Annotated in this window: 22 protein-coding genes; 10 read left to right on the forward strand and 12 right to left on the reverse strand. The window is 70.4% G+C overall.

Annotation, left to right across the window (positions count from 1 at the left end; all coding sequences use genetic code 11):
* Window positions 1–3 precede the first annotated feature (3 nt).
* Entirely contained in the window at window positions 4–1,218 is a 1,215-nt protein-coding gene (locus ACFY1L_RS18990) for an acyl-CoA dehydrogenase (protein WP_388824978.1), read from the forward strand.
* Between the two features lie 69 nt (window positions 1,219–1,287).
* Here the strand turns inward: ACFY1L_RS18990 and ACFY1L_RS18995 are convergent, their stop codons facing one another.
* Genes ACFY1L_RS18995 through ACFY1L_RS19005 form a run of 3 tightly spaced genes read right to left on the reverse strand, consistent with a single transcriptional unit; the run spans window position 1,288 to window position 4,357 of the window.
* On the reverse strand, window positions 1,288–1,881 hold the full coding sequence (locus tag ACFY1L_RS18995) for a TetR/AcrR family transcriptional regulator (RefSeq protein ID WP_361277139.1): 594 nt from the start codon (window positions 1,879–1,881) through the stop codon (window positions 1,288–1,290).
* Between the two features lie 38 nt (window positions 1,882–1,919).
* A complete protein-coding gene (locus ACFY1L_RS19000; RefSeq protein WP_388824980.1) occupies window positions 1,920–3,587 on the reverse strand; it encodes a class I adenylate-forming enzyme family protein in 1,668 nt (555 codons plus the stop codon).
* Window positions 3,584–4,357: an SDR family oxidoreductase gene (locus tag ACFY1L_RS19005; protein ID WP_388824983.1), complete on the reverse strand. Its 774-nt coding sequence runs from the start codon at window positions 4,355–4,357 to the stop codon at window positions 3,584–3,586. Before ACFY1L_RS19005 ends, ACFY1L_RS19000 begins: the two co-directional genes overlap by 4 nt.
* A 162-nt stretch (window positions 4,358–4,519) precedes the next feature.
* On the opposite strand from ACFY1L_RS19005, the gene ACFY1L_RS19010 reads away from it, so the two are divergent.
* The gene (locus tag ACFY1L_RS19010) at window positions 4,520–5,758 is read left to right on the forward strand and encodes an exo-beta-N-acetylmuramidase NamZ domain-containing protein (RefSeq protein ID WP_388824986.1); all 1,239 of its coding nucleotides are present in this window, start codon (window positions 4,520–4,522) and stop codon (window positions 5,756–5,758) included.
* A gap of 81 nt (window positions 5,759–5,839) precedes the next feature.
* Entirely contained in the window at window positions 5,840–7,162 is a 1,323-nt protein-coding gene (locus ACFY1L_RS19015; RefSeq protein WP_388824989.1) for a serine-threonine protein kinase, read from the forward strand.
* A 50-nt stretch (window positions 7,163–7,212) separates the two neighbouring features.
* Here ACFY1L_RS19015 and ACFY1L_RS19020 read toward each other — a convergent pair whose 3' ends face one another.
* Entirely contained in the window at window positions 7,213–9,993 is a 2,781-nt protein-coding gene (locus ACFY1L_RS19020) for a penicillin acylase family protein (RefSeq protein WP_388824992.1), read from the reverse strand.
* 222 nt (window positions 9,994–10,215) lie between these two features.
* On the opposite strand from ACFY1L_RS19020, the gene ACFY1L_RS19025 reads away from it, so the two are divergent.
* The gene (locus ACFY1L_RS19025; protein WP_388824995.1) at window positions 10,216–10,818 is read left to right on the forward strand and encodes a hypothetical protein; all 603 of its coding nucleotides are present in this window, start codon (window positions 10,216–10,218) and stop codon (window positions 10,816–10,818) included.
* A gap of 90 nt (window positions 10,819–10,908) precedes the next feature.
* Complete coding sequence (locus ACFY1L_RS19030; protein ID WP_388824998.1) at window positions 10,909–11,628, forward strand: 3-keto-5-aminohexanoate cleavage protein; 720 nt, start codon at window positions 10,909–10,911, stop codon at window positions 11,626–11,628.
* Here the strand turns inward: ACFY1L_RS19030 and ACFY1L_RS19035 are convergent.
* Window positions 11,592–12,326, reverse strand: a complete 735-nt coding sequence (locus tag ACFY1L_RS19035) for a hypothetical protein (protein ID WP_388825001.1) — start codon at window positions 12,324–12,326, stop codon at window positions 11,592–11,594. The genes ACFY1L_RS19030 and ACFY1L_RS19035 overlap by 37 nt on opposite strands.
* A 154-nt stretch (window positions 12,327–12,480) precedes the next feature.
* Between ACFY1L_RS19035 and ACFY1L_RS19040 the strand changes: the two genes are divergently transcribed.
* Window positions 12,481–13,548, forward strand: a complete 1,068-nt coding sequence (locus tag ACFY1L_RS19040) for an RNA ligase (ATP) (protein ID WP_388825004.1) — start codon at window positions 12,481–12,483, stop codon at window positions 13,546–13,548.
* Window positions 13,549–13,575: 27 nt separating this feature from the next.
* Here the strand turns inward: ACFY1L_RS19040 and soxR are convergent, their stop codons facing one another.
* Window positions 13,576–14,061 (reverse strand): redox-sensitive transcriptional activator SoxR, encoded by a 486-nt coding sequence (gene soxR, locus ACFY1L_RS19045; protein WP_388825006.1) that lies wholly within the window; start codon window positions 14,059–14,061, stop codon window positions 13,576–13,578.
* Between the two features lie 91 nt (window positions 14,062–14,152).
* Here soxR and ACFY1L_RS19050 point away from each other — a divergent pair, with 91 nt between their 5' ends.
* Complete coding sequence (locus ACFY1L_RS19050) at window positions 14,153–14,614, forward strand: MaoC family dehydratase (RefSeq protein ID WP_388825009.1); 462 nt, start codon at window positions 14,153–14,155, stop codon at window positions 14,612–14,614.
* A gap of 13 nt (window positions 14,615–14,627) precedes the next feature.
* On the opposite strand, the gene ACFY1L_RS19055 is transcribed toward ACFY1L_RS19050, so the two are convergent.
* The 3 genes from ACFY1L_RS19055 to ACFY1L_RS19065 form a co-directional block, all read right to left on the reverse strand.
* Complete coding sequence (locus ACFY1L_RS19055; protein WP_388825012.1) at window positions 14,628–15,254, reverse strand: TetR/AcrR family transcriptional regulator; 627 nt, start codon at window positions 15,252–15,254, stop codon at window positions 14,628–14,630.
* A gap of 83 nt (window positions 15,255–15,337) precedes the next feature.
* Window positions 15,338–15,625: a YiaA/YiaB family inner membrane protein gene (locus ACFY1L_RS19060; protein WP_388825015.1), complete on the reverse strand. Its 288-nt coding sequence runs from the start codon at window positions 15,623–15,625 to the stop codon at window positions 15,338–15,340.
* Between the two features lie 61 nt (window positions 15,626–15,686).
* A complete protein-coding gene (locus ACFY1L_RS19065; protein WP_388825018.1) occupies window positions 15,687–16,838 on the reverse strand; it encodes an acyl-CoA dehydrogenase family protein in 1,152 nt (383 codons plus the stop codon).
* Between the two features lie 104 nt (window positions 16,839–16,942).
* On the opposite strand from ACFY1L_RS19065, the gene ACFY1L_RS19070 reads away from it, so the two are divergent.
* From ACFY1L_RS19070 to ACFY1L_RS19080, 3 genes are all read left to right on the forward strand, one after another.
* The gene (locus ACFY1L_RS19070) at window positions 16,943–17,584 is read left to right on the forward strand and encodes a TetR/AcrR family transcriptional regulator (RefSeq protein ID WP_388825021.1); all 642 of its coding nucleotides are present in this window, start codon (window positions 16,943–16,945) and stop codon (window positions 17,582–17,584) included.
* 57 nt (window positions 17,585–17,641) lie between these two features.
* Window positions 17,642–18,352 carry an ArsR/SmtB family transcription factor gene (locus ACFY1L_RS19075; RefSeq protein WP_388825024.1) on the forward strand — a complete coding sequence of 237 codons (711 nt, stop codon included), beginning with the start codon at window positions 17,642–17,644 and terminating at the stop codon, window positions 18,350–18,352.
* Between the two features lie 74 nt (window positions 18,353–18,426).
* Window positions 18,427–19,380 carry a DMT family transporter gene (locus ACFY1L_RS19080; protein ID WP_388825027.1) on the forward strand — a complete coding sequence of 318 codons (954 nt, stop codon included), beginning with the start codon at window positions 18,427–18,429 and terminating at the stop codon, window positions 19,378–19,380.
* Here ACFY1L_RS19080 and ACFY1L_RS19085 read toward each other — a convergent pair.
* From ACFY1L_RS19085 to ACFY1L_RS19095, 3 genes are all read right to left on the reverse strand, one after another.
* The gene (locus ACFY1L_RS19085; protein ID WP_388825030.1) at window positions 19,372–20,694 is read right to left on the reverse strand and encodes an MFS transporter; all 1,323 of its coding nucleotides are present in this window, start codon (window positions 20,692–20,694) and stop codon (window positions 19,372–19,374) included. The genes ACFY1L_RS19080 and ACFY1L_RS19085 overlap by 9 nt on opposite strands.
* A gap of 133 nt (window positions 20,695–20,827) precedes the next feature.
* The gene (locus ACFY1L_RS19090; protein WP_388825033.1) at window positions 20,828–21,907 is read right to left on the reverse strand and encodes a Zn-dependent alcohol dehydrogenase; all 1,080 of its coding nucleotides are present in this window, start codon (window positions 21,905–21,907) and stop codon (window positions 20,828–20,830) included.
* An 11-nt stretch (window positions 21,908–21,918) separates the two neighbouring features.
* Entirely contained in the window at window positions 21,919–23,307 is a 1,389-nt protein-coding gene (locus ACFY1L_RS19095; RefSeq protein WP_388825036.1) for an aldehyde dehydrogenase family protein, read from the reverse strand.
* Between the last annotated feature and the right edge of the window lie 69 nt (window positions 23,308–23,376).

The raw sequence follows: 23,376 nt of genomic DNA on the forward strand, positions 1-23,376 counted from the left end.
ACCATGGACTTCGCGTTCGACGCGCGCACCGAGGAACTGCGCGCCAAGCTGCTCGCCTTCATGGACGAGTACGTCTACCCGGCCGAGGCGGTCGCGGAGGAGCAGCGGGCCGAGCTCGCCTCGCCCTGGGACACGCCGGCGGTCGTGGAGGAGCTGAAGGCTCAGGCGCGCAGGCAGGGCCTGTGGAACCTCTTCCTCCCGGACGCCGAGCACGGCGCGGGCCTGACCAACCTCCAGTACGCGCCGCTGGCCGAAATCACCGGCCGCAGCCCGCAGTTGGCGCCCACCGCCACGAACTGCGCGGCACCGGACACCGGCAACATGGAGGTGCTCGCGCAGTTCGCCGACGAGCAGCAGCAGAAGCAGTGGCTGGAGCCGCTGCTGGCCGGTGAGATCCGCTCGGCGTTCGCGATGACGGAGCCGGACGTGGCCTCCTCCGACGCCACCAACATCACCACGCACATCGAGCGGGACGGCGACGAGTACGTCATCACGGGCCGCAAGTGGTACATCTCCGGGGCGATGAACCCGGACTGCAAGATCTTCATCGTGATGGGCAAGACGGACCCGGACGGCGCGGACATCCGCCGCCAGCAGTCCATGGTCCTGGTCCCGCGCGACACACCCGGCGTCACGATCAAGCGCGCGATGCAGGTCTTCGGCTACGAGGACCACTACCACGGCGGCCACGCCGAGGTGATCTTCGACCACGCGCGCGTGCCGGTGTCCAACCTGATCGGCGAGGAGGGCGGCGGCTTCGCCATCGCCCAGGCCCGGCTCGGCCCTGGCCGTATCCACCACTGCATGCGGCTGATCGGCATGGCGGAGCGGGCCATCGAGCTGATGTGCCGCCGGGCGGTGTCCCGGACGGCCTTCGGCAAGGCGCTGGCCCAGCAGGGCGTGGTGCACAACTGGATCGCCGACGCGCGCGTGACCGTGGAGCAGCTGCGGCTGCTCGTACTGAAGACGGCCTGGCTTATGGACACCGTCGGCAACAAGGGCGCCCACGCGGAGATCCAGGCCATCAAGATCGCCACACCCCGCGCGGTCGTCGACATCATCGACCGGGCGATCCAGCTGCACGGCGCGGGCGGCGTCAGCCAGGACTTCCCGCTGGCCGAGCTGTACGCCGGGGCCCGGACGCTGATGATCGCGGACGGCCCGGACGAGGTGCACCAGCGGTCGCTGGCGCGACGGGAGCTGAAGAAGTACCTGTAAGGGCATGCGGTAAGGGGCGGTCGTCCATGGCGACCGCCCCTTACGCATGTCGGCTTGCGCGTGTGCGCCTTACGGGCGCAGTGCCCGCAGCAGCAGATCGGCCAGGTGGTCGGCGACCTCCTGGGGGCTCATCGGCCCGTCGGGGCGGTACCAGGTCGACAGGTGGTGGACCGAGCCGAAGTGGTAGTCCACCACCAGGTCGGCCGGGGTCGCCTTCGAGAAGACCCCCGCCTCCTGGCCCTCCTCCACCAGCGCACGGAAGCGTTCGTGGTAGCGACGGCGCTCGGCGCGCACCTGCTTGTTCTTCTCGGGGCTCAGGTGGTGCATCGACCGGAAGAAGATCATCGCGTCGTCGAGGTTCTCGATCGTGGTGACGACGACATCGGCCGCGGCGCCCCTGAGGCGCTTCTCGATCGGCTCGTCGGCGTCGGCGAACGCGTCGAGGCGCTCCTGCTGGACGCGCAGCACGCGCGCGTACACCTCGTGCAGGAGGTCGTCCTTGGAGCCGAAGTAGTGGTACAGCGCCCCCTTGGTGACGCCGGCCGCCTCGACGATCTCCTGCACGGAGGTGCGGTCGTAACCCTGCTCGGCGAAGAGCCGGGTGGCGGCGGCCAGCAGCCGCTGCGGGACGGGCGTACCGTCTCCGTCCGTCGTCCTGGGCACTGTGCCGCCACCTGCCTTCCGGGCGCTGAGCCGTAGTTCTATTCGCTTGCTTGCCTGCGGGAACGAAGCTCCCGACGGAGGATCTTCCCACTCGCCGTCTTCGGCAAGTCGGGCAGGATCTCCACCTGCCGCGGGTACTTGTAGGCAGCCAGTCTCTCCTTGCAGTACACCGCGAGTTCATCCGGGTCCGTCTCGGCGCCCGGACGCAGGCTGATGTACGCCTTGACGGTCTCACCGCGGTACCCGTCGGGCACCCCGACGACGGCCGCCTCGCGCACCGCCGGGTGCGTGTACAGGACGTCCTCGACCTCGCGCGGCCACACCTTGAAGCCGGACGCGTTGATCATGTCCTTCTTGCGGTCGACGACGTACAGCCAGCCCTGCTCGTCCATGAACCCGATGTCGCCGGTGCGCAGCTCGCCGCCCGGGAAGGTCTCGGCGGTCGCTTCGGGCCGCCGCCAGTAGCCGGGCACGACCTGCGGCCCGCGCACGAGGATCTCGCCCTGCTCACCGAAGGGCACCTCCTGCCCCTGCTCGTCGACGATCCGTACGACCGTCTCCGGCCCCGGCAGACCCACGGCCAGCGTCCCGGACACCGGGTCGACGGGCGCCTCCAGACCGGGCGGCACGGAGGCGCAGGGGGCGGTGCACTCGGTCAGCCCGTAACCGTTGCGAATGTACGGCCCGAAGCCCGCCCGGAACTTCTCCACCAGCGCCGGCGGCACGGGCGCACCACCACTGGAGATGTTCACGAAGGACGAGAAGTGATCCGGGGTGACGTCGGGATGGGCGGCCAGCGCCATGAAGGCGGTCGAGGGCCCGACCGTGTAGTGCGGCCGGTGCTCGGCGAACGCCTCCAGCACCACGCCCGCATCGAAGCGGTACGTCAGCACGAGCGTGCCGGCGCTGTTGAGACAGGCCCCGAGCTGGCACACCATCCCGGTGATGTGGAACAGCGGCGCGAGCGCGTAGTAGACGGGGGCGTCCGGCAGCGCCAGCCCCGTCCGCTGCCGCTCCGCGTTGCACATGATGTTGCCGTGCGTGTTGGTGGCGCCCTTGGGGGTGCCGCTGGTGCCCGAGGTGTAGCTGATCAGCGCGATGTCGGACGGCCGGAGGCGGCGCCCCTCGGGCGCCTCGTAGCCGGCGCGGGCCACGGTCGTCAGGTCGGCGGCGTCCGCGGCCTGCGGCAGCCGCTCGAAGGCCAGCACGCGCGCGTCGCCACGCGTCTGGAAGTCCAGCTCGCACCCGGTGAGCACGATCGACACGGGCGAGTCGGCGGCCGTCTCCCGCAGATACGAGTCCCACGCCCGGTCGGAGCAGATCAGCGCGGCCACCTCGCCGTCCCGCAGGACGTGCGCGACCTCCCCCGACTTGTACATGGGGTTGACGGGCACGACGGTCGCGCCCGCCTTCCACGCCCCCAGCAGCGCCAGCACGAAGAGCGGGGAGTTCTGCAGCAGGATCGCCACCCGGTCGCCGCGCTCCAGACCACGGGCGGCGAGATGCCCGGCGACCGAGTCGCTCAGCTCGTCGACCTCCCGATAGCTGAGCCGCCCGTCGAAGTAGGCGAGGAAGTCACGGTCCGGTGCCTCCCCGACGGCCCGCCGCAGGGCGTGCACCAGCGAATCGACCGGGTTTATGGGGCCGCGCTGGGCGTCGTTGAGCAGAGCCACCCAGGGCTTGGCCGCGTAACGGGAGTCGGTCACCGTACGTCCTCCCACTTCTGCTGGAGGTGGTTCATGTTGGCCAGCCACCGGTCCGGCTCGGCGGCCCGCAGCTGGTAGTACCCGGCGACCTCCGGGTGCGGCAGGATCAGGAACCGGTCCTCCTCCATCCCCTTGAACAGGGCGTCCGCCACATCCGCCGGTTCGATCGCGGTCGGCTGCAGCACCAGGTTGCCCGCGGTGCCGGTGGCGGCGAGCATGTCCGTCCGAACCCCCTGGGGACAGATGGCGTGCACCTTCACCCCACGGTGCCGGTACGTCAACGACAGCCACTCGGCGAAGGCGTACGCCCCGTGCTTGGTCACGCTGTACGAGGGCGCCCCGATCATGGTCAGCAGCCCGGCGGCGGAAACGGTGGACACGAACCGCCCGCTCCCGCGCTCCAGCCACTCCGGAAGCAGCTCATCGGCCGCCCGCACATGGGCCATGACATTGACGTCCCAGGAAGTGGCCCACGACTTCTCGTCGGCCGACAGCCCCTGTGCCCCGTCCTCGAAGGCGACCCCGGCATTGGCGCAGTACACGTCGACGGTCCCACCGAGCGCGTCGCGGGCGTCGCCGACGATGGCGGAGGCGTCGCCGGGTACTGCGATCCCACCGATCTCGTCGGCGACCGCCTTGGCCCGGTCACCATCGAGATCGTTCACGACGACCCGAGCCCCCTCAGCGGCGAACCGGCGGGCAAGAGCGGCCCCGATCCCCCCTCCGGCCCCCGTGACGACCACACCAGCACCCTGAACGGCTTCCACCATCGGTCTCCTTCGACTGCGGCTCTGCGGCGAGCCCAGACTAACCGGTCGGTATGTAAGAGGAAAGGTCGACTGCACCGCCCCAAGGGGCGCCGGGAACGGCGCGACAAGCCGCAACGAACCCGCACCTTCCACACAACCCGCAGGAGCAATACCGTGCCCCACATGCGCCTATCCAGACGAGCTCTACTCGCAGCGACAACGGCAGCAGCTTCCCTCACAGCGGCACCCCCGGCCTCCGCAGCCGCCCCCCGCAAGAAACTTCGCACCGGCTTCGAACGCCTCTCCGCCGAAGGCTACGCACTTCTGGACGCCCAACGAGTCGGAATCGTCACCAACCCCACCGGCGTAACCCGAGACGTCCACCACATCGTCGACGTCATGCACGCAGACGACCGAGTGAACCTGAAGGCCGTCTTCGGCCCCGAACACGGCTTCCGCGGCACCGCCCAGGCAGGCGGCTCCGAGGGCCGCTACGACGACCCGGCCACCGGCCTCCCGGTCTACGACACGTACCTCAAGAGCGGCCGGCCCCTCGCCGACATCTTCACCACCTCCGGCGTCGACACCGTCGTCTTCGACATCCAGGACGTGGGCGCCCGCTTCTACACGTACATCTGGACGCTCTACGACTGCATGGAGGCCGCCCAGTTGGCCGGCAAACGCTTCGTCGTCCTGGACCGCCCCAACCCCGTGACCGGCCGCGAGGCCCAAGGCCCGGTCCTGCACAAGGAGTTCGCGACCTTCGTCGGCCGGCAGCCGATCTCCCAGGCACACGGAATGACGGTCGCCGAGCTGGCCCGGCTGTTCAACGGGGAGTACCTTGCCACCCCCGTCCCCCTCGAGACCGTACTGATGACGGGCTGGAAGCGCTCGGAGTTCTACGACGCCCACGGCCTCCCCTGGGTACCGCCGAGCCCCAACATGCCGACCCCCGACACGGCGCTCGTGTACTCGGGGACGTGCATGTTCGAGGGCACCAACCTGTCGGAGGGCCGCGGCACCACCCGCCCCTTCGAACTGCTCGGCGCGGACGGCATCGACGGGAAGTGGGCGGCCGCGGCGAACGAACTCGGCCTGCCCGGCGTGCACTTCAGGGAGGCCTACTTCGCGCCGACCTTCTCCAAGTTCCAGGGGAAGACGATCGGCGGCGTACAGATCCATGTGCACGACCGGGCCGCATACGACCCCGTACGCACCGGAATCGCGCTGCTGGTGACCGCCAGGAAGGTGTGGAGCGGCTTCGCCTGGCGGTCCGACAACTGGATCGACAAGCTCACGGGCTCCACGCGCGTGCGTACCGCGATCGACGCGGGCGCGAGCACCGACGAGGTGGTGGCGGGCTGGCGGGAGGAACTGGCCGTCTTCCGGAGGATTCGAAAGGAATACCTCCTCTACAAGTGAGTCGGGACGTATGGCCATCCTCGCCCGGTAGCAGGACGATGCGCCCACATCGCACTGCTACGGGGGACGAGGGGGACCGTCATGGCACAGCCGGCAATGAGCGTGACGCCGTACTGGGAGCTGACCTTCGACGCGGACGGGGACGTCGACGGCCGGGAACGGGACGCGCTGCTCGCCGAGGTCCCCGATCGCGGTGTCCATGACCTGATCGTCTTCGCACACGGCTGGAACAACGACCGCTCCGGCGCGACCGCCCTCTACCGGCGGTTCTTCGCCCCGATCCCGAAGCTCGCACCGGCGGCGAAGATCGGGTTCGTGGGCGTGATCTGGCCGTCGATGCGGTTCTCGGACGAGCCGATCCCCGACTTCCCGAAGTCCGTGGTGGCCATGGAGGCGGAGGCGGTCCCGGCGCCGGCACTCGACAAGGACACCCGGCACGCACTGCTGGAGACGTTCCCCGGGCGGGCCACCGTGGTCGACCAGATCGCGCGCATGCTGGACCAACGGCCCGACAACGAACTCGAGGAGTTCGGACGGCTGGTGCGGCTGCTGGTGGAGGTCGTACCGGGCGGGCCGCAGCCGCTGTTCGCGGCGGACACGCTCGCGGAGGGCGTCCCGCAGAGCGAGCCGGTGCTGTTCACCGGGGACGCGACGACGCTGTGCGACGAGTTCGCGCAGGCACTGGCGGCCCTCCGCTCCGGTGGCGACGCGGAGGGGTTCTCGTTGCCGAACCCCTGGGACGGGGCGAAGGAGCTGCTGCGGCAGGCGACGTACTACGCGATGAAGCGGCGCGCGGGAACCGTCGGGGAGCGTGGACTCGGGCGGCTGGTCGGGCAGTTGGCCGCCGCGGCGCCGGACGTGCGGGTGCACCTGGTCGGGCACAGCTTCGGCGGCCGGCTGGTGTCGTTCGCGCTGCGCGGGCTGCCCGAGGGCGTGCGCACGGTGAAGTCGGTGACGCTGCTCCAAGGGGCCTTCTCGCACTACGCGTTCGCGGCCCGGCTGCCGCACGACGCGCACGCGGGAGGTGTGCTGCAGGGCCAGCAGAACCGTGTCGACGGCCCACTGGTGTGCTGCTTCTCCCACTTCGACTCGGCCCTGGGCACCATCTATCCACTGGCCTCCCGCATGGCGGGCGACGCGCAGGGCGCGGTCGAGGGCCTCAGTGTCGACGGAATGCTCGGCGCCAAGTGGGGAGCGATGGGGCACGACGGTGTGCAGGCGGTGCCGGGCACGCGCGCGTACAAGCTCCCCGACGCGCTCAACAGCACGCTGCCCACGTCGGGTTGCGTGAACATCGACGCGGCGGCGGTGGTCAACAAGGGTGGGCCGCCGACCGGGGCGCACAGCGACATCGTGCACTCCGAACTCGCGCGGGTGGTGCTGGCGGCGGGCCGCATCCGCTGACCCGCCGCCAGTGGTATGTCACATACCATCCGGCAGTGCCATGTCACATCTCACCGATGTGACGTGTACTCCACCACCTGCTGGAAGGTGGGCCGGTTCTGCCAGCTGATGTTGTAGTGCTTGATGCCGCCCAGGGTGCGCTGGACGATCGAGTCGGCGCACCACTGGTCGCCCGCCGAGCACAGGTCGTCGCCGGGGTAGACGGTGGACGCGGAGGTGCCGGCCGCCGTCTTCAGGGTGCTGATCAGGATGTCCCGGCAGGAGCTGAGGACGCCGCCGCCGCAGTACTTCTCGGCCAGCGGCCCCTTGACCGTCTCTCCGAGCACCGCCCGGATGTCCTTGTCGACGTAGCTCCACCAGCCGTACTGGAAGGAGCTTCCCGCGTGCGAGCCGGTGGGCCCGTGCGCGGCCGACGGGGACTCGTCGATGGGCAGGTTGTTGCCGAAGGCGGTGTACAGGTCGCTGCCGAGGCCCGGTTGGAACTCGGCCTTGACCAGCAGCGGCCACCAGGCGTCCAGGATGCGGATCGCGTCGGCGTTGGCGTACTTCTTCGAACCGGCCGAGGTCTCCGTGCGCTTGGCGCCCGCGGTCACCCAGGCCTGCAGCTTGCTCACGGCGTCCGCGGCCGTGGAGTCGGTCACCGTACTGCTGTTGATGACCTTGAGCAGCTTCGGCAGTACGTCCTCGGCGCGCAGGTCGGCGAGCGCCGCGTCCGCCATGGCCTGTACGAGTTTGGTACGGGTCACCCCGCCGGCCGCGACCAGCTTCTTCACCCGGTCCTCGAGCAGGTTGCCGCGGTGCACGGACCCGTCGCCCCAGGGCGCGGTCGTGTAGTCGAGGGCCTGCTTGTTGTTCCAGGAGATGTAGTAGTCCTGGTCGATGGAGTTGGGGTGGGCCGAAGCGGCCGTGTAGTCGGCGGTGTTGGTGGACGGGTCCCAGTTCTTCCACTCGTACGCGGCCTGTCCCCACACCGGGAACTCGGCGTCCACGCCGCTCGCGCGCACCGGGTTGTTGCCGCTGTTGTAGTACGCGGTGTGCGAGGAGTCGGCGTAGAACCAGTTGAAGGTGTAGTTGATGTGCTGCGCCGCGCTCTGGAAGGTCTGCGGGCTCTTCACGTAGTCGGGGTCGTTGAGCATCTGGAAGCCGATGATCGAGTCGGCCTCGTGCATGTAGGAGGAGCGCAGGGTGGTGTAGGCGACCTTCTTGCCGCCGACGGTGGCTCTGTATTCCACCGGCCCGTACTTGGTCTTCCAGACCCGCATCGTGTACGACCCGGCCGCCGTGCCGTCGGCCGTGGTCGGCGTCCAGGAGTTCTTCTGCTCGACCTTGTCCATGGCCGTGCAGGTGCCGTGGTACAGGTAGTGGTAGTCGTCCGTGCACAGCTCGACGGCGTACGTGTCGATGATGTCCTGGCCGGAGGTCGTCGCACTCCAGGAGTAGTCCTGGCCGCGGCCCAGTTCGACGTACATGCTCAGGCCGGCGAAGGAGGCGCCGCGGGCGCTGATGCCCGGGCCCTGGATCTCCTGGAGCATGAGCAGCTGGGGGGCGAAGTAGCCGGTCTGCGGGCCGAACACGGCGATCGGGTGGCCGCTGGAGGTGTACTTGCCGCTCACCACAAGGGCATTGGACATGCCGCGCTTGGCGGAGCTGAGGGCGGTCGCGGTCGCCGTGGCGGAGGCCGCCTGGGCGCTCTGGGAGGCCCCGGTGCCCGTCGCGTCGTAGACCAGCGGCTCCGTGGTCACCGAACCGGCGTCGGGCAGGGCCTCGCCCTGGGGGCTGTCCGGCTTGGTGGCGTACGGGAAGCTCTCGCCGTTGTGGACGGTGAGGACGGCCTCGGCGTCGTTGCGCTCGCGGAAGGACTCCCAGACCTTGGTGCCCTCCTCCACGCCGTACTTGGACTGGGCGGCGATCAGTGAGAGCGCGTTGTTGACCTCGCCGCCACCGCCGGAGCCGAACAGGGAGCCGACCACGGAGCCGAGGGCCACCAGGTCGGTGATCTTGAAGTGGTCGATGGTGCCGGCGTTGGTGACGGAGTCCTTGTGGCCGGTGAGGACGTACTCGCCGGGGAAGTAGCGGCCGCTGTCGGAGGCGTCGATGTAGGCGTTGATGCCGGCGAGGTAGGCGTTGGCGTCGTCGAGGGCCTGCTGGCCGCGGGCGCCGTTGGTGGCGACGGCGTTGTCGATCTGGGCCTGCAGATCGGCCTCGCTGTACGGGGCGTTGCGGTAGAACTCCTGCTCCAGGCCCTGGTTGGAGGCCGCGCCGCCCGCGAAGGTCGTCAGCTGGCCGCGACCGACGTGACGGAAGACATCCATGAGCCACAGCCGGTCCTCAGCCGCGGCATACCCGGCCCCGAACTCCGTGCCGTATCTGGTGGTACCGGTGATGTGGGGGATGCCCGCCTTCTTGTCGCGGACGATCGTCACATCGCTGCGGCCCGCAGGCTTCTCGGTGGAGGCGACTTGATCGGAAGAGACCCCGAACGACGCGTCGTTGAAGAACGTGTTGATCGTCGAGTCGGTGAGCGTGGAGTAGCCCTTGGCCAGGTTGGCGTACGGGCCGAGCTGGTCCTCCGCGTGGGCGGGCTGGGAGCCGAACGCCTGGTTGAGCAGGATCTGGGCGAGGGTCGCGTTGCCGTTCTCACCGGGCGGCAGGATGTCGGAACACTGACCGCCGCAGTAGTCGTTCGAGGTCGCCGCCACCGCCGTCGCTTGGGAAAGCGGGGACAAAAGACCAGCAATCAGGGCGCATATGGATGCGGTCTTCAGGAACCCGGCGAGTCTGCCGGGAGTTCTCAGTCTGTCAAGGGCGATGCGCGAGGTACGCCGTGGCATGGCAGCTCCTACCGACGGGGGTGAGCCGGGACGTTACCGCCGGTATCCCCGGGATTGAAGATGAACATGCGTCAAGTTTTGGTAGCCGGTGCGGCGGCTTATGGAGGTCATCGGAAATCGGATGGAGCCGAATCGCTTGTCGATACGTCTATTCGGCGACGTCCGTACGACGACGCCGAAGTGACCGAAGTACAGGTGCAGGTGTGACGGAGGTGCAGGGCGATGGCCGGTTTTCGGAGTCTGGCGAGACAGGTCCGCGATCCGCGGTGCGATCTGGCACTGCGGCGCTACTCACTGCGCAAGTGCCTTGAGCGGTTCGCTCCTTACGGGCACAGGGCGACCTGGGACCATTTGTGCTCCCGGGCAGGGTTCGGTCCCGAGGACCGGTCCCCCGACCCGGTGCGGCTCGTGGCCGCACTGGAGGAGTTGGAAGAGGCGCGTTCGGTCTGGCTGGCCTATGAGGTCGAGTTCGCCGAGCGGCGCAAGAAGGAGAAGCACGACGGGCTGCGCCGGCCGGGCACCGTGGACGACTGGCACCGGCTGACCTGGGGCGGTTTCGGTGTCGCCTGGTGCGACGACCCGCGGGTCCACCCCCGTGAACCGCTGGCCGAGGTGCTTCGCCGACTGATCTCCGCCTTGGAGCGCAAACCGGGCGCCGAGTGCCCGGTGTGCGGCGGAGAGCGTCTGATCTGGACGTACGACCTGGACCACGAACCCTCGGCGGGTCCGGTCTGCACTCACTGCGGAATTCTCGTGCCACGGCCCGTGCTCAAGCCCGAGGCCCTGGCGGACGCAAGGCGCGGAAGGCTGCTGGTGTCGGCCTAGCTCGGCGGGGGTGCGCCGGGGATGCCGCACCCCCTGTCTGTCGTTGATGGTCGATGGGCCGTTGTCAGTGGTGACTGGCAGGCTTGAGGCATGGTGCAGGTGTGTCTCAACGGACCGCGGGGATCCGCCGACGGCGCGATGGTGCCGCTGACCCCGCAGGCGATGGCCGAGTCCGCGGCGCATGCCGTTGCGGCCGGGGCCACGGACATCCACGTCCACCCCAAGAACCCGTGCGGCCACGACTCCCTGTCGCCCCGGGTCCTCGCACCGACGCTCCAGGCGATCCGGGCCCGTGTGTCGGTCCCGGTCGGGGTGACCACCGGCGCCTGGGCGGAGCCGGATCCGGCGGCCCGGCTGAAGCGGATCCGGAGCTGGGCGGACCTGCCCTCGCTGCCCGACCACGCCTCCGTCAACTGGCATGAGGAGGGCGCGGAGGAGATCGCCGCGGCTCTGATCGACCTCGGGGTGGGGGTCGAGGCCGGCGTCTGGTCGGGGACCGACGGGGCAGCGCGGTTCGCCGTGTCCCCGCTCCGGGGGCGGGTGTTGCGGGTGCTGGCCGAGGTGACGGATACGGCGGTGGATACGGCTGAGGACACCGCACGCGGGCTGCTGGCCGACCTGGGCCGGGCGCACGGCCGCCCCGTGCTGCTGCACGGCGAGGACGACGGCGCCTGGCCGGTGTTGCGGCTGGCAGGGCGGCTGGGGTTCGCGACCCGAATAGGCCTGGAGGACACACTGCTCCTGCCGGACGGGGAACGCGCCGGGTCCAACGCTCAGTTGGTCGCCGAGGGGCTGCTCCAGTACGGGTGAGCCCAGCGCCGGTCGTCGGGGAGGCTTTGGAGCTCGGCGCGTATGGCGAGGTCGCCCTCGCCCTGGGCGCGGAGGCGGGCGGCGCCCGGGCCGGCCAGCCAGGCGCGCAGCTCTGCGACGCCGGCGTCCTCACTGCCGTCGTACCACCAGGAGAACGGGGAGGAGTCGGACAGCAGGTCGTACAGCCAGACGTCGACGCAGTGGACGAGGTGCGCGTCGGCGACCGGGCTGCGGACCCACCGGTCGAGGAACGGAGTCACGGTCCTGGCGATCGTGACGCAGGTGTCGAAGATGTCGTCGATGCCGTACGGCGGCTCGGGCGTCGTGAGGGCGTCCTGCCACCAGGCGTGCAGGAAGGCCTCGATCGCGGCGGCCTGCTCGGCCGGCCAGGAGCGCCAGTCCACCCGGCTCAGCCCATGGGCTCCGTAACCGATCGAGCCCAGGGTGCCGTCGGCCATCGCCCGTGCGGCCTGCGGCAGCAGGCGCCGCATCGCGGCTGGGTGGTCGTCGAAGTGGTCGGGGACCTCGAAGAGGTAGTACCGCACCACGTCCACGGGCACGTGCACGTACGGCGTGCGCAGATACGCGGTCTCCTCGGGTGCATGGCAGTGGCCGCAGCCGGTCTCGTCAGGGCTGGCGAAACCGTTGAAGACCGTGTCGATGTCCGCGAGGGCGACGTCAAGGGCAGTTGAGGACAAGGGACTTGTTCCCGTCAGGACTCCGTGCACGGCGTCCGGGCCGGCCGAAGATCCCGACGCTACCAGCCGCTAATCCGCTGGCTCCACCCCTTTCCCGTCGGGACAGTTGGACGCGATGAAACCGAACTGAACGACCCCGGAACCGAGGTGTCCCATGTCGACGCTCCGCGTCACCGCCGAAGTGCTGACCGTCCACGAGCATCCCAACGCCGACGCGCTCGAACTGGCCCAGGTGGGTCTGTACCGGGCCGTCGTCGCCAAGGGCGCGTACCGCACCGGCGATGCCGCCGTCTACATCCCCGAGCAGGCGGTGCTGCCGGCCGGGCTGATCGAGGAGCTGGGGCTGACCGGGCGGCTCGCGGGAAGCAGGTCCGACCGGGTCAAGGCGGTGCGGCTGCGCGGTGAGCTGTCGCAGGGCATCGTGTGCCGGCCGAAGGCGCTGACGGACGTCGACCTGGCGCGGGCGGCCCTGGACGGGACGGACTTCGCGGAGCGGCTCGGCATCACCAAGTGGGTGCCGCCCATCCCGCCCACGATGAGCGGGGAGGTCGAGTCCGCGCCCGATCTGCTGCCCTGGGTCGACATCGAGAACATCCAGCGGTTTCCGGACATCTTCACACCGGGCGAGGCTGTGGTCCTGACGGAGAAGCTGCACGGTTCGGCCTGTCTGCTGACGTATCTCGCCAACGAGGGGCGGGTGCACGTCTCGTCCAAGGGGTTCGGGTCCAAGTCCCTTGCCCTGAAGGAGGACCCGCGCAATCTGTACTGGCGGGCGGTGCACGGGCACGGCGTCGCCGCGACCGCGGCCCGGCTCGCCGAGCGGCTGGGCGCACGCCGGGTCGGGATCTTCGGCGAGGTGTACGGCGCGGGGGTCCAGGACCTGACGTACGGCGCGGACGGGCGCCGCGAGACCCTGGGGTACGCCGTCTTCGACGTCTCCGCGGAGATCGACGGCACCGTGCGCTGGCTGGACGCGGCCGAACTGCTCGACGGGGAGCTGCCGTTGGTGCCGCGGCTGTTCGAGGGCGCGTACGACATCGAGCGCGTGCTGGAGGTCGCGAGCGGGCGGGAGACCGTGTCCGGACGCGGACTGCATCTGCGCGAGGGAGTCGTGATCCGTCCGGCGACGGAGCGGTACAGCTCGGTGACCGGGGGCCGGGCCATCGCCAAGGCGGTGAGCGCGGCGTACCTGACCCGCAAGGGCGGGACGGAGTACGAGTGACGCGGACGGCCGCAGGCCGAGCGGACCCTAGTGCCGGTCCTGCTCCCTGCGGCCGCCCCCTCGCTCCACCATCAGCCGCGAGCCGCTCTGCCGTTCGCCGAAGACATCGTCCGGGTTGGACAGGACGCAGGTGTCCAACGACAGACAACCGCAGCCGATGCAGTCCGTGAGGTGGTCGCGCAGGCGGTTGAGCTGCTTGATCCGTTCGTCGAGTTCCGAGCGCCAGGCCTGGGAGAGACGGGCCCAGTCCTCCCGGGTGGGGGTGCGTTCCTCGGGGAGTTCGGCGAGCGCATCGCGGATCGTGGCCAGCGGGATGCCGACCCGCTGGGCGGCGCGGACGAACGCGACCCGGCGCAGCGCGTCCCGGTGGTAGCGGCGCTGGTTGCCCGTGGTGCGGCGACTGCTGATCAGGCCCTTGGACTCGTAGAAGTGCAGGGCGGAGACGGCGGCGCCGCTGCGCGCCGCGAGCTGGCCGACCGTGAGCTCGTGGATCTTCTCTGGAATCTGGGGCACCCCTCGAACCCTACCCATGCCTCCGTTGACACGGACCCCGCGGCCGACCATGCTAAGCAGTCGCTTAGAGTTTGGGACGAGGAGGCGGGACATGGCAGAGCCGAGGGTCTTCACGGGCGCCGACGAGCTGAAGGCGGCCGTGGGCGAGCAGCTCGGGTACACCGACTGGCTGGAGGTCGACCAGAAGCGGATCGACCTTTTCGCCGATGCCACGGGTGATCATCAGTGGATCCACGTCGATCCGGAGAAGGCCGCCGCCGGGCCGTTCGGGACCACCATCGCGCACGGGTATCTGACCCTGTCGCTGCTGCCGCTGTTCGGGCCGCAGCTGATCAAGGTCGAGGGCGTGAAGATGGGCGTCAACTACGGCACCAACAAGGTGCGTTTCCCCTCGCCGGTGCCGGTCGGCTCGCGGCTGCGGGCCACCGCGGCGATCACCGGGGTCGATGACGTGGCGGGCGGCGTCCAGGTGACCGTCGCCTTCAGCGTCGAGCGCGAGGGCGGCGACAAGCCGGTGTGTGTCGCCGAGTCGGTGTCGCGCTACTACCTCTGACACCGCTGAGCGGCTACTTGGCCGCTCCCACCATCCGCAGCACGAGGTCGGCGTCGAGCGCGCCGACCTCGTCCGGCGTCCAGGGCCCGTCGACGTTGAACCAGCGAGCGACGTCGATGCAGAGCGACATGACGGCGAGGGTGGTGCCCTTCACGTCCAGCACGTCGAACTCGCCGGCCGCCACACCGTCCTCGATGATCCCCCGTACCTCGGCGTCGCACTGCCGGCGCAGCGCGAGGATCTCCTCACGGGCGTCCGGACCGAGCGAGTCCAGCTCGTACTGCACGACCCGGGCGGTCGTCCGTCCGCCCGCGTGCCAGCGCACGAAGGAGCTCACCGCGTCGGCGAGCCGCTCGGCCGCGGTGCCCTCGCGCCGGGCCGCCGTCTGCAGGATCTCCAGCGCCTTCTCATGGCCGATCCGGCTGATCCGGTGGAGCAGCTCTTCCTTGGTCTTGTAGTGGATGTAGAGCGCGGCCGGGCTCATGCCGGCGCGGCCCGCGATGTCACGGGTCGTCGTGGCGTGGTACCCGCGCTCGGCGAAGGCCTCCACCGCGGCGATCAGCAGTCGCCGGGCCGCGTCGGGCGTGACCTCGCCCCACGCCGACGTCTCGTCGCCGGCCGTCTCCTCCGCCGTACTCATCGCTCGCTCGCCCCTCTCGCTGACAGAACCCCCACCATACCGCCGAAGGTGAGCGAGCGCTTAGTCTCCCCGCTCAGAGCTTTTCAGAGCTTCTCGAAGGGGTCGTGCTCGGCGAGCAGCTTCTCCAGCCGGGCCTGGTCGACGCGACTGACGATCTGCCCGGCCTCCTGCCGGTCCCGGATCACCTTGGCCAGGGTGAAGGCGGAGGTGACCAGGTAGAGCACGGCGATGGCGAGGAAGCCGCGCACCCAGGCGTTGGCGTCCAGCCGGAAGATCCCGATCGCCGTGGCGATCATGGCGAGGGCGAAGGAGGCGACGGCCTGGCCGTAGAAGGCGGCCGTGCTCTGCTGCTTGACCGGTGTGTCACTCATGCGATCAAGGGTCGCCGGAGGTGGCCCGCGCCACATCCGCCGAGATACTCAGCTCAGGTACTCAGAACGCCGAAACCCCGGTCAGCGCACGGCCGATGAGGAGTTTCTGGATCTGGCTGGTGCCCTCGTAGAGGGTCATCACGCGGGCGTCGCGCAGCAGTTTGCCCGCCGGGTACTCGTCGATGTAGCCGTATCCGCCGAAGACCTGGAGGGCGTTGTTGGCGGCGCGGACGGCCGCCTCCGAGGCGAACAGCTTGGCCTTGGAGGACTCGACGGCGAAGGGCTGCCCGCGGTCGATCAGGTCGGCGACCCGCCAGGTGAGCAGACGCGCCGCGTCCACGTCCACGGCGATGTCGCTGATCAGCTCCTGTACGAGTTGGTGGTGGGCGATCGGCTTCCCGAACTGCTCGCGCTCGCTCGCGTACTTCACCGCCGCGTCCAGCGCGGCCTGGGCTATGCCGACGCAGCCCGCCGCGACCGACATCCGCCCCTTGGCGAGGGCCGACATGGCGACGGAGAAGCCCTTGCCCTCCTCCCCCAGCATCGCCGCGGCCGGGACGCGTACGTCCTGAAGGACCAGTTCGGCCGTCGCCTGGCCGCGCAGGCCGAGCTTGCCGTGGATGGTGCGGCGGGTCAGGCCGGGAGTGTCGGTCGGTACGAGGAAGGCGGAGACACCCTTGTGGCCGGGGGCGTCGGTGGAACGGGCGAAGAGAAGGACGACATCGGCCCAAGTGCCGTTCGTGATGAACATCTTGGTGCCGTTGATGACGTAGTCCTCGCCGTCGCGCACCGCACGCGTGGAGAGGTTGCCGGCGTCGGAGCCGGTGCCGGGCTCGGTGAGGCCGAAGCAGCCGACGTAATCGCCGGAGGTGAGGCCGGGCAGCCAGCGCCGCTTCTGCTCCTCGTCCCCCCAGGCGGCGATCGTCTTGGCGACCAGGCCGAGAGAGACGGACACGATGCCGCGCACCGAGGAGTCACCGCACCCGAGCTCCTCCGTGACCAGGCAGTACGCGAGGTGGTCGCCGCCGGAGCCGCCGTACTCCTCGTCGATGGTCAGCCCGAGGAACCCGACCTCGCCGAGCTTCTTCACGATCGACCGGTCGACCTCCTCCGCGCGGTCCCAGGCGACCACGTGCGGAGTGATCTCGCGCGCCACGAAGTCCCCGGCCAGTCCGCGGACGGCCTCCTGCTCCTCGCTGAGCTCCAGGTTCACGGTCACCCCACATCAGTCGCCCGCCACACCGCAGCCGTCGTACAAGTGCTGCGGTTTTAAATTAGCACTGCTAGTTTCCGGTTCGCAGCCCTACTATGTGCGCCATGGCCCGACCGCGCAAGCCCCTCCTGAGCACCGACCGGATCGTCGACACGGCGCGCGCGCTGGTGGACGCGGAGGGCCTCGCGGCGGTCTCGACGCGTCGGCTCGCCGCCGAGCTGGGGGTCAGCGGGCCCTCGCTCTACAACCACTTCCGCACCAAGGACGAGATCCTGGAGGCGGTCGCGGACTCGGTGAGCGCTCAGGTCGACCTGTCGATGTTCGAGGACGGGCGGGAGTGGCGGACCGCGCTGCACGACTGGGCCGTCTCCTACCGGGCGGCGCTGCGCGACCACCCCAACATCGTCCCGGTCCTCGCCACGGGTCCCGGACGCCGACCGGCCGGGCTGCGCCTCGCGGACGCGGTCTACGGCGCGATGGTCGACGCGGGCTGGCCGCCGGCGCAGGCCACGTCCATCGGGGCGCTGATGCGGTACTTCATCATGGGCTCCGCGCTGGGGTCCTTCGCGGGGGGCTTCGTGGACGACGCGAGCGCGTACGACCCCGCCGACTACCCCCACCTCGGGCAGGCGCACCTCCTCGCCGAGCAGCAGGAGAAGATCGACGAGCGGGCCTTCGAGACGGGGCTGACGGCACTGCTGGACGGGCTGGTGCAGCAGTATGAGCAGGCGAAGCGGGCCCCGTAGCCGTGCGTGGCCACACTTCGGCGGGGGCCGAAGTGTCCGTGCTCCATGCTGGGGTGCATGACCTCCAAGGACCCTCAGGCGCCGCAGTTGGCCCGGCTCGCCGGGCTGATCGCCGACGAGACGCGGGCCGCGTGTCTGCTGGCGCTGCTCGACGGGCGGGCGTGGACCGCGAGTGAGCTGGCGCGGCATGCGGGGGTGGCCGCGTCGACGCTGAGCGAACACCTGGGCAAGCTCGTCGCGGGCGGGCTGCTCGCCGAGGAACGGCAGGGGCGGCACCGGTACGTCCGCCTCGCCGACGCGCGGGTCGCCCAGCTGGTGGAGGACCTGGCCGCGCAGGTGGATCCGGGCAAGGTCGTACGGCCGCGCAGTCTGCGGGAGTCGAGCGCCGGGTCGGCGATGGCTCGGGGGCGCACCTGCTACGACCATCTGGCGGGGCGGCTCGGGATCGCGGTCACCGATGCGCTGACGGAGCGGGGGCTGTTGCTCCAGGACACCGGGTTCGCGCTGACGGATGCGGGAGTTCGGTGGTTCGAGGCCACCGGTGTCTCCCTCGACCGCAAGGGGCGGCGTCCGCTGGCCCGTGCGTGCCTCGACTGGACCGAACGGCGGCCGCACCTCGCGGGCGTCGCCGGTGCTGCCCTCTGCCGGCATGCGCTGGATGCGGGCTGGTGCGTACGCATCGGCTCCGAGCGGGCGGTGAAGGTGACGGCGGTGGGTGAGCGCGCACTGCATGAGCTGCTCGGCATCGACTCGGGATCACTGAACTGACCCGCTGACGACTCCCATCACCCCGTCCGAAATCCGCCAGCCTCCACAACCTCACCTCTCCTAGCCTCAGGAGCATGATGAACGTCTCCTCTGTCCACCCCGCCCGCCGTGCCCGGCTGCTCGCCACCGGTGCCGCCGCCGTCACCGTCGTGTTGTGGGCCTCCGCCTTTGTGTCGATCCGGAGTGCGGGGGCCGTGTACTCGCCGGGGGCGCTGGCGCTGGGGCGGCTGCTCTCCGGGGCCCTGGTGCTCGGGGTCGTCCTGGTCGTACGAAGGGAAGGGCTGCCGCCACGCTCGGCCTGGCGCGGGATCGCGATATCCGGGGTGCTGTGGTTCGGGCTGTACAGCGTGGCGCTCAACTGGGGCGAGCAGCAGGTGGATGCCGGTACCGCGGCTCTGGTCGTGAACATCGGGCCGATCCTCATCGCCCTGCTCGGCGCGCGGCTGCTCGGTGATCCGATGCCGCCGCGGCTGCTGGCCGGGATGGCCGTGTCGTTCGCGGGCGCGGTGACAGTGGGCCTGTCGATGTCGAGCGGGGGCGGCTCGTCGGTGCTCGGTGTGGTGCTGTGTCTGCTCGCGGCGGTCGGGTACGCGGGCGGTGTCGTCGCGCAGAAGCCCGCGCTCGGGCGGGCCAGCGCGCTGCAGGTGACCACGTTCGGGTGCCTGGTCGGCGCGGTGCTGTGTCTGCCGTTCGCCGGGCAGTTGGTCCACGAGACGGCCGGCGCCTCGGTCTCCGCGACGCTCAACATGGTCTACCTGGGCGTCTTTCCGCTGGCGCTCGCCTTCACGACGTGGGCCTACGCCCTCGCCCGTACGACCGCCAGCCGCATGGGCGCGACGACGTACGCGGTGCCCGCGCTGGTCGTGCTGATGTCCTGGCTGGCGCTCGGCGAGGTGCCGGGGCTGCTCACGCTCGCGGGCGGGGCGCTGTGCCTGGCCGGCGTGGCGGTGTCGCGGTCGCGGGCACGGGCCGCGGCACCGGAGACGGCTCCGGAGCCGCAGCCCGAGCGAGAGCCGGACTCAGTCTGAACTCGCCCTGCCCGCAAGGACCTTGATGGAGAGCAGCGCGATCACGGCCAGGCCGATGATGTAGCCGGACACCGCCATCGACGTGCCCGTCGCCTCCAGCAGCAGGACCATCACGAAGGGCGCGAGGCCGCCGCCGAGTACGGCCGCGATCTGGTACCCGAGCGAGGCGCCGGTGTAGCGCATCTCGGGTGTGAACAGCTCGGCGAACAGGGCGGCTTGAGGGCCGTACATGATGCTGAGGAAGCAGCCCGCGACGAAGGTGCCGACCGCCAGCCACAGCAGTGAGCCGGTGTCGATCAGCAGGAACATCGGTACGGCCCACAGCGCGATGCCGACCGCCCCGAGCGCGTAGATCCGGATGCGGCCGACGCGGTCGGAGAGCGCGGCGGCGGCCGGGATCAGCACGAGCTGGGTGAGGCTGATGCACAGCGAGACGGTGAGCACCGCGTCGCGCTTCATGCCGAGTTCGCGGGTCGTGTAGTCGAGGACACCGGTGATCAGGATGTAGAAGGTCGCGGTGTTCACGGCGAAGGAGCCGCCGGCCAGGAGCACCGTGCCGAGGTGGTCCCGGAGGATCGCGCGCAGGGGCGAGTTCTGTTCGGCCTTCTCCTTCTCCGCCAACTCCCTTTCCGCCTGCCGGAATTCGGGGGTCTCCTCGACGTGCCGGTGGATGTACCAGGCCAGCACGAGCACGAACAGGCCCACCAGGAAGGGCAGTCGCCAGCCCCAGGCCGCGAAGGCGGAGTCGGTGGTGAAGGCGCCGGCCAGCAGGAAGACCGTGTTGGCGGTCACCACGCCGATGGGGACGCCGAGTTGGACGAAACTGCCGTAGATGCCGCGCTTGCCCTCGGGGGCGTACTCGGTGGCCAGCAGCATCGCACCGCCCCACTGCGCGCCGACCGCGACGCCCTGTACGACGCGCAGCAGGACCAGCAGAATCGGGGCGGCCACGCCGATCGTGTCGTACGTCGGGAGCAGGCCGATGCCCGTGGTGGCGACGCCCATGAGCGTGAGCGCGAGGACCAGCATCGGCTTGCGGCCGCGTTTGTCGCCGAGCTGGCCGGCGACGATGCCGCCGATCGGGCGGGCCAGGAAGCCGACGGCGAAGGTGGCGAAGGCGGCGAGTACTCCGGCGGTGGGGCTGCCGGCCGGGAAGTACAGATCGCCGAGGACGAGGGCGGCCGCTATGCCGAAGACGAAGTAGTCGTACCACTCGACGGCCGAGGCGAGGGCGGCGGCCGTGGCGACGCGGCGGCGGTTGACCGTGGGGAGGGCGGTCGTGGGAGCGGATTGAGCGGAGGGGGCCATGTCCATGCGTGCACACTCCGGTGGGTGCGGTGGGGACGTTCCCGGGAACATACTGACCGGACGGTATGGGGTCAACGGGTGTGCACGGTGGTTGTACGGAGCATCTGGGGGCGGGCGCCGCCCGCCCCCGCGAGCGGCGTCAGAACACGACCAGCGCCCGGCCGCCCTTCCCCGCCAGCATGTTCTCGAACGCCGCCGGGATGCCGTCCAGGCCGATCCGTTCGGTCACCAGCACGCCCAGGTCCAGGCGGCCCGCGCGTACGTGTTCGGCGAGCAGCGGCAGGTCCTCGGCCGGGTTCGAGTTGCCGTAGACGCAGCCCGAGAGGGTCCTGCCCCAGTGGAAGATCTCGAGTGCGTTGAAGGTGACCTGCTGGTCCTTGCCGCCGATGCCGACCACAGTCGTACGGCCGCCGCGGCGGGTGGAGTCCCAAGCCGTGCGGATCGTCGACGCACGGCCCACGCACTCGACGGCGACGTCGACGCCCTGCTTGTCCGTCAGGCCCCGGATCTCGCGGGCGGTGTTGTCGGAGGCGAGGACGTAGTCCGTGGCGCCCGCAGCGCGCGCCAACTCCTCCTTCTCCGGGGAGACATCGACCGCGACGATGCGTGCGGCTCCCGCGATACGCGCCGCCTGGAGGGCCGCGAGGCCCACTCCCCCGACGCCGTACACGGCGACCGTCTCGCCCGGCTGCACCTTCGCCGAGTGGTGGACGGCGCCGTAGCCGGTGAGGACCGCGCAGCCCAGGAGTGCCGCGTCCGTGAGGGGGATGCCCTCGGGGAGGGGCAGGACGCAGCTCGCGGACACCACCGTCTCCTCGGCGAACGCGGCGACGTTCAGACCCGGGTGGAGGTCGGTGCCCGCCGCCGTTCGGCCGTACACGTCCGCGGCGCCGTTCAGCGCGTTGGCGCACAGCCACACCTCGCCGAGCGAGCAGGCGTGGCAACTTCCGCAGGACGGGGCCCAGTTGAGGACGACCGCCTCGCCGGGTGAGACATGCGTGACGCCGTCTCCCACGGCCACGACCGTGCCCGCGCCCTCGTGGCCGAGGACCGCGGGGACCGGCACCCGCATGGTGCCGTTGGACAGGGACAGGTCGGAGTGACAGACACCGGCGGCGGCGAGGCGGACGCGGACCTGACCGGGGCCGGGATCCGGAAGCTCGATGTCCGTGATCTCCAACGGGGCGCCCACTTCGGGCAGTACGGCTGCGCGAACCACGTGAACGCTCCTCAGAACTGCAGGGACTTGGTCTGGAGGTACTCGGTCAGGCCGTGCGTGCCGAGCTCGCGGCCGACGCCCGACTGCTTGTAACCGCCGAACGGGGCAAGGGGGTTGAAGCGGCCGCCGTTGATGTCGACCTGGCCGGTCTCCATACGGCGTGCGAAGGCCACCGCCTCCGCCTCGTCGCCGGCCCAGACGGCGCCGGCGAGGCCGTAGACCGTGCCGTTGGCGATGCGCAGGGCGTCCGCCTCGTCGTCGTAACGGAGGATCGACAGGACCGGGCCGAAGATCTCCTCCTGGGCGATCGTCATGTCGGGGGTGACGTCGGCGAAGACGGTCGGCGAGACGAAGTAGCCCTGCTCGCGCGGGGATTCGGGGCCGCCGGCGACCAGCCGTGCCCCCTCGGCGATGCCCTTCTCGATGTAACCACGCACCCGGGCCTGCTGCTTGGCGTTGACGACCGGTCCGATACGCGGGCCGTACTTCGCGGCAGCGGTCGCGGCCAGCTCGACGGCCTCCTCGTACCGGTCGCGGTGCACCAGCATCCGCGTCCAGGCGCTGCACGTCTGGCCGGAGTTGGACATGACGTTGGCGACGCCGACGTTGACCGCCTTGGCGAGGTCGGCGCTCGGCAGGACGACGTTCGCGGACTTGCCGCCCAGTTCCAGGGCGACCTTCTTGATCGCGGCGCCCGCCGTCGCGCCGATCTGCCGGCCGACGGCGGTGGAGCCGGTGAAGGAGACCAGGTCGACGCCCGGGTGCTCGGCGAGGGCCTGGCCGGCGACCGGGCCAAGACCCGTGACCAGGTTGAAGACCCCGGCGGGGATCCCGGCCTCGTGGACCGCCTCGGCGAAGAGCTGGGCGACCAGCGGGGTGTCCTCGGCCGGCTTCAGTACGACCGTGCAGCCCGCCGCCAGCGCCGGGGCGACCTTGGCGACGACCTGGTGGAGGGGGTAGTTCCAGGGCGTGATCGCACCGACCACGCCGACCGGCTCCAGATGGACGGTCGAGTTCCCGGCCTTCTCCTCGAAGGAGTAGGTGGCGGCCAGTTCGGCGTACGAGCCCGCGACCGCGATCGGTACGGCGGCGTGGACGTTCTGCGAGAACTGCAGCGGTGCGCCGAGTTCGGCGGTGACGGTCTCGGCGATCTCGTCCTTGCGCGCGACCAACACGTCCCGCAGCGCGGCCAGCCGGGCGGCCCGCTCGGCGGGCGGGGTCGCGGCCCAGTCCGGGAGGGCCGCACGGGCGGCCCGTACGGCGGTGTCGACGTCCTCGGCCGTCCCCGCGGGGACCCGGCCGATCACCTGCTCGTCGACCGGATTCACGACATTGATCACGTCCTGACCTGCGGCGGGCCGCCAGGCGCCGTCGATGTACAGGCCGTCGTGTGCCTTCATGGTGCTCCTCCGAGGCGGGGTGCGTCGTCCGCGTCACAACCTACCGACAGACACATAAACTAGCGACGA

The sequence above is a fragment of the Streptomyces sp. NPDC001663 genome (assembly GCF_042893105.1).
Taxonomy (GTDB): Bacteria; Actinomycetota; Actinomycetes; order Streptomycetales; family Streptomycetaceae; genus Streptomyces.

Excerpts from the sequence above, each read along its gene's own strand:
- ACFY1L_RS18990 (WP_388824978.1), top strand. The coding sequence starts at position 4 with ATGGACTTCGCGTTCGACGCGCGCACCGAGGAACTGCGCGCCAAGCTG.
- ACFY1L_RS19005 (WP_388824983.1), bottom strand. The coding sequence starts at position 4,357 with ATGGTGGAAGCCGTTCAGGGTGCTGGTGTGGTCGTCACGGGGGCCGGA.
- ACFY1L_RS19010 (WP_388824986.1), top strand. The coding sequence starts at position 4,520 with ATGCGCCTATCCAGACGAGCTCTACTCGCAGCGACAACGGCAGCAGCT.
- ACFY1L_RS19015 (WP_388824989.1), top strand. The coding sequence starts at position 5,840 with ATGGCACAGCCGGCAATGAGCGTGACGCCGTACTGGGAGCTGACCTTC.
- ACFY1L_RS19020 (WP_388824992.1), bottom strand. The coding sequence starts at position 9,993 with ATGCCACGGCGTACCTCGCGCATCGCCCTTGACAGACTGAGAACTCCC.
- ACFY1L_RS19025 (WP_388824995.1), top strand. The coding sequence starts at position 10,216 with ATGGCCGGTTTTCGGAGTCTGGCGAGACAGGTCCGCGATCCGCGGTGC.
- ACFY1L_RS19030 (WP_388824998.1), top strand. The coding sequence starts at position 10,909 with ATGGTGCAGGTGTGTCTCAACGGACCGCGGGGATCCGCCGACGGCGCG.
- ACFY1L_RS19040 (WP_388825004.1), top strand. The coding sequence starts at position 12,481 with ATGTCGACGCTCCGCGTCACCGCCGAAGTGCTGACCGTCCACGAGCAT.
- ACFY1L_RS19050 (WP_388825009.1), top strand. The coding sequence starts at position 14,153 with ATGGCAGAGCCGAGGGTCTTCACGGGCGCCGACGAGCTGAAGGCGGCC.
- ACFY1L_RS19055 (WP_388825012.1), bottom strand. The coding sequence starts at position 15,254 with ATGAGTACGGCGGAGGAGACGGCCGGCGACGAGACGTCGGCGTGGGGC.
- ACFY1L_RS19060 (WP_388825015.1), bottom strand. The coding sequence starts at position 15,625 with ATGAGTGACACACCGGTCAAGCAGCAGAGCACGGCCGCCTTCTACGGC.
- ACFY1L_RS19070 (WP_388825021.1), top strand. The coding sequence starts at position 16,943 with ATGGCCCGACCGCGCAAGCCCCTCCTGAGCACCGACCGGATCGTCGAC.
- ACFY1L_RS19075 (WP_388825024.1), top strand. The coding sequence starts at position 17,642 with ATGACCTCCAAGGACCCTCAGGCGCCGCAGTTGGCCCGGCTCGCCGGG.
- ACFY1L_RS19080 (WP_388825027.1), top strand. The coding sequence starts at position 18,427 with ATGATGAACGTCTCCTCTGTCCACCCCGCCCGCCGTGCCCGGCTGCTC.
- ACFY1L_RS19085 (WP_388825030.1), bottom strand. The coding sequence starts at position 20,694 with ATGGACATGGCCCCCTCCGCTCAATCCGCTCCCACGACCGCCCTCCCC.
- ACFY1L_RS19095 (WP_388825036.1), bottom strand. The coding sequence starts at position 23,307 with ATGAAGGCACACGACGGCCTGTACATCGACGGCGCCTGGCGGCCCGCC.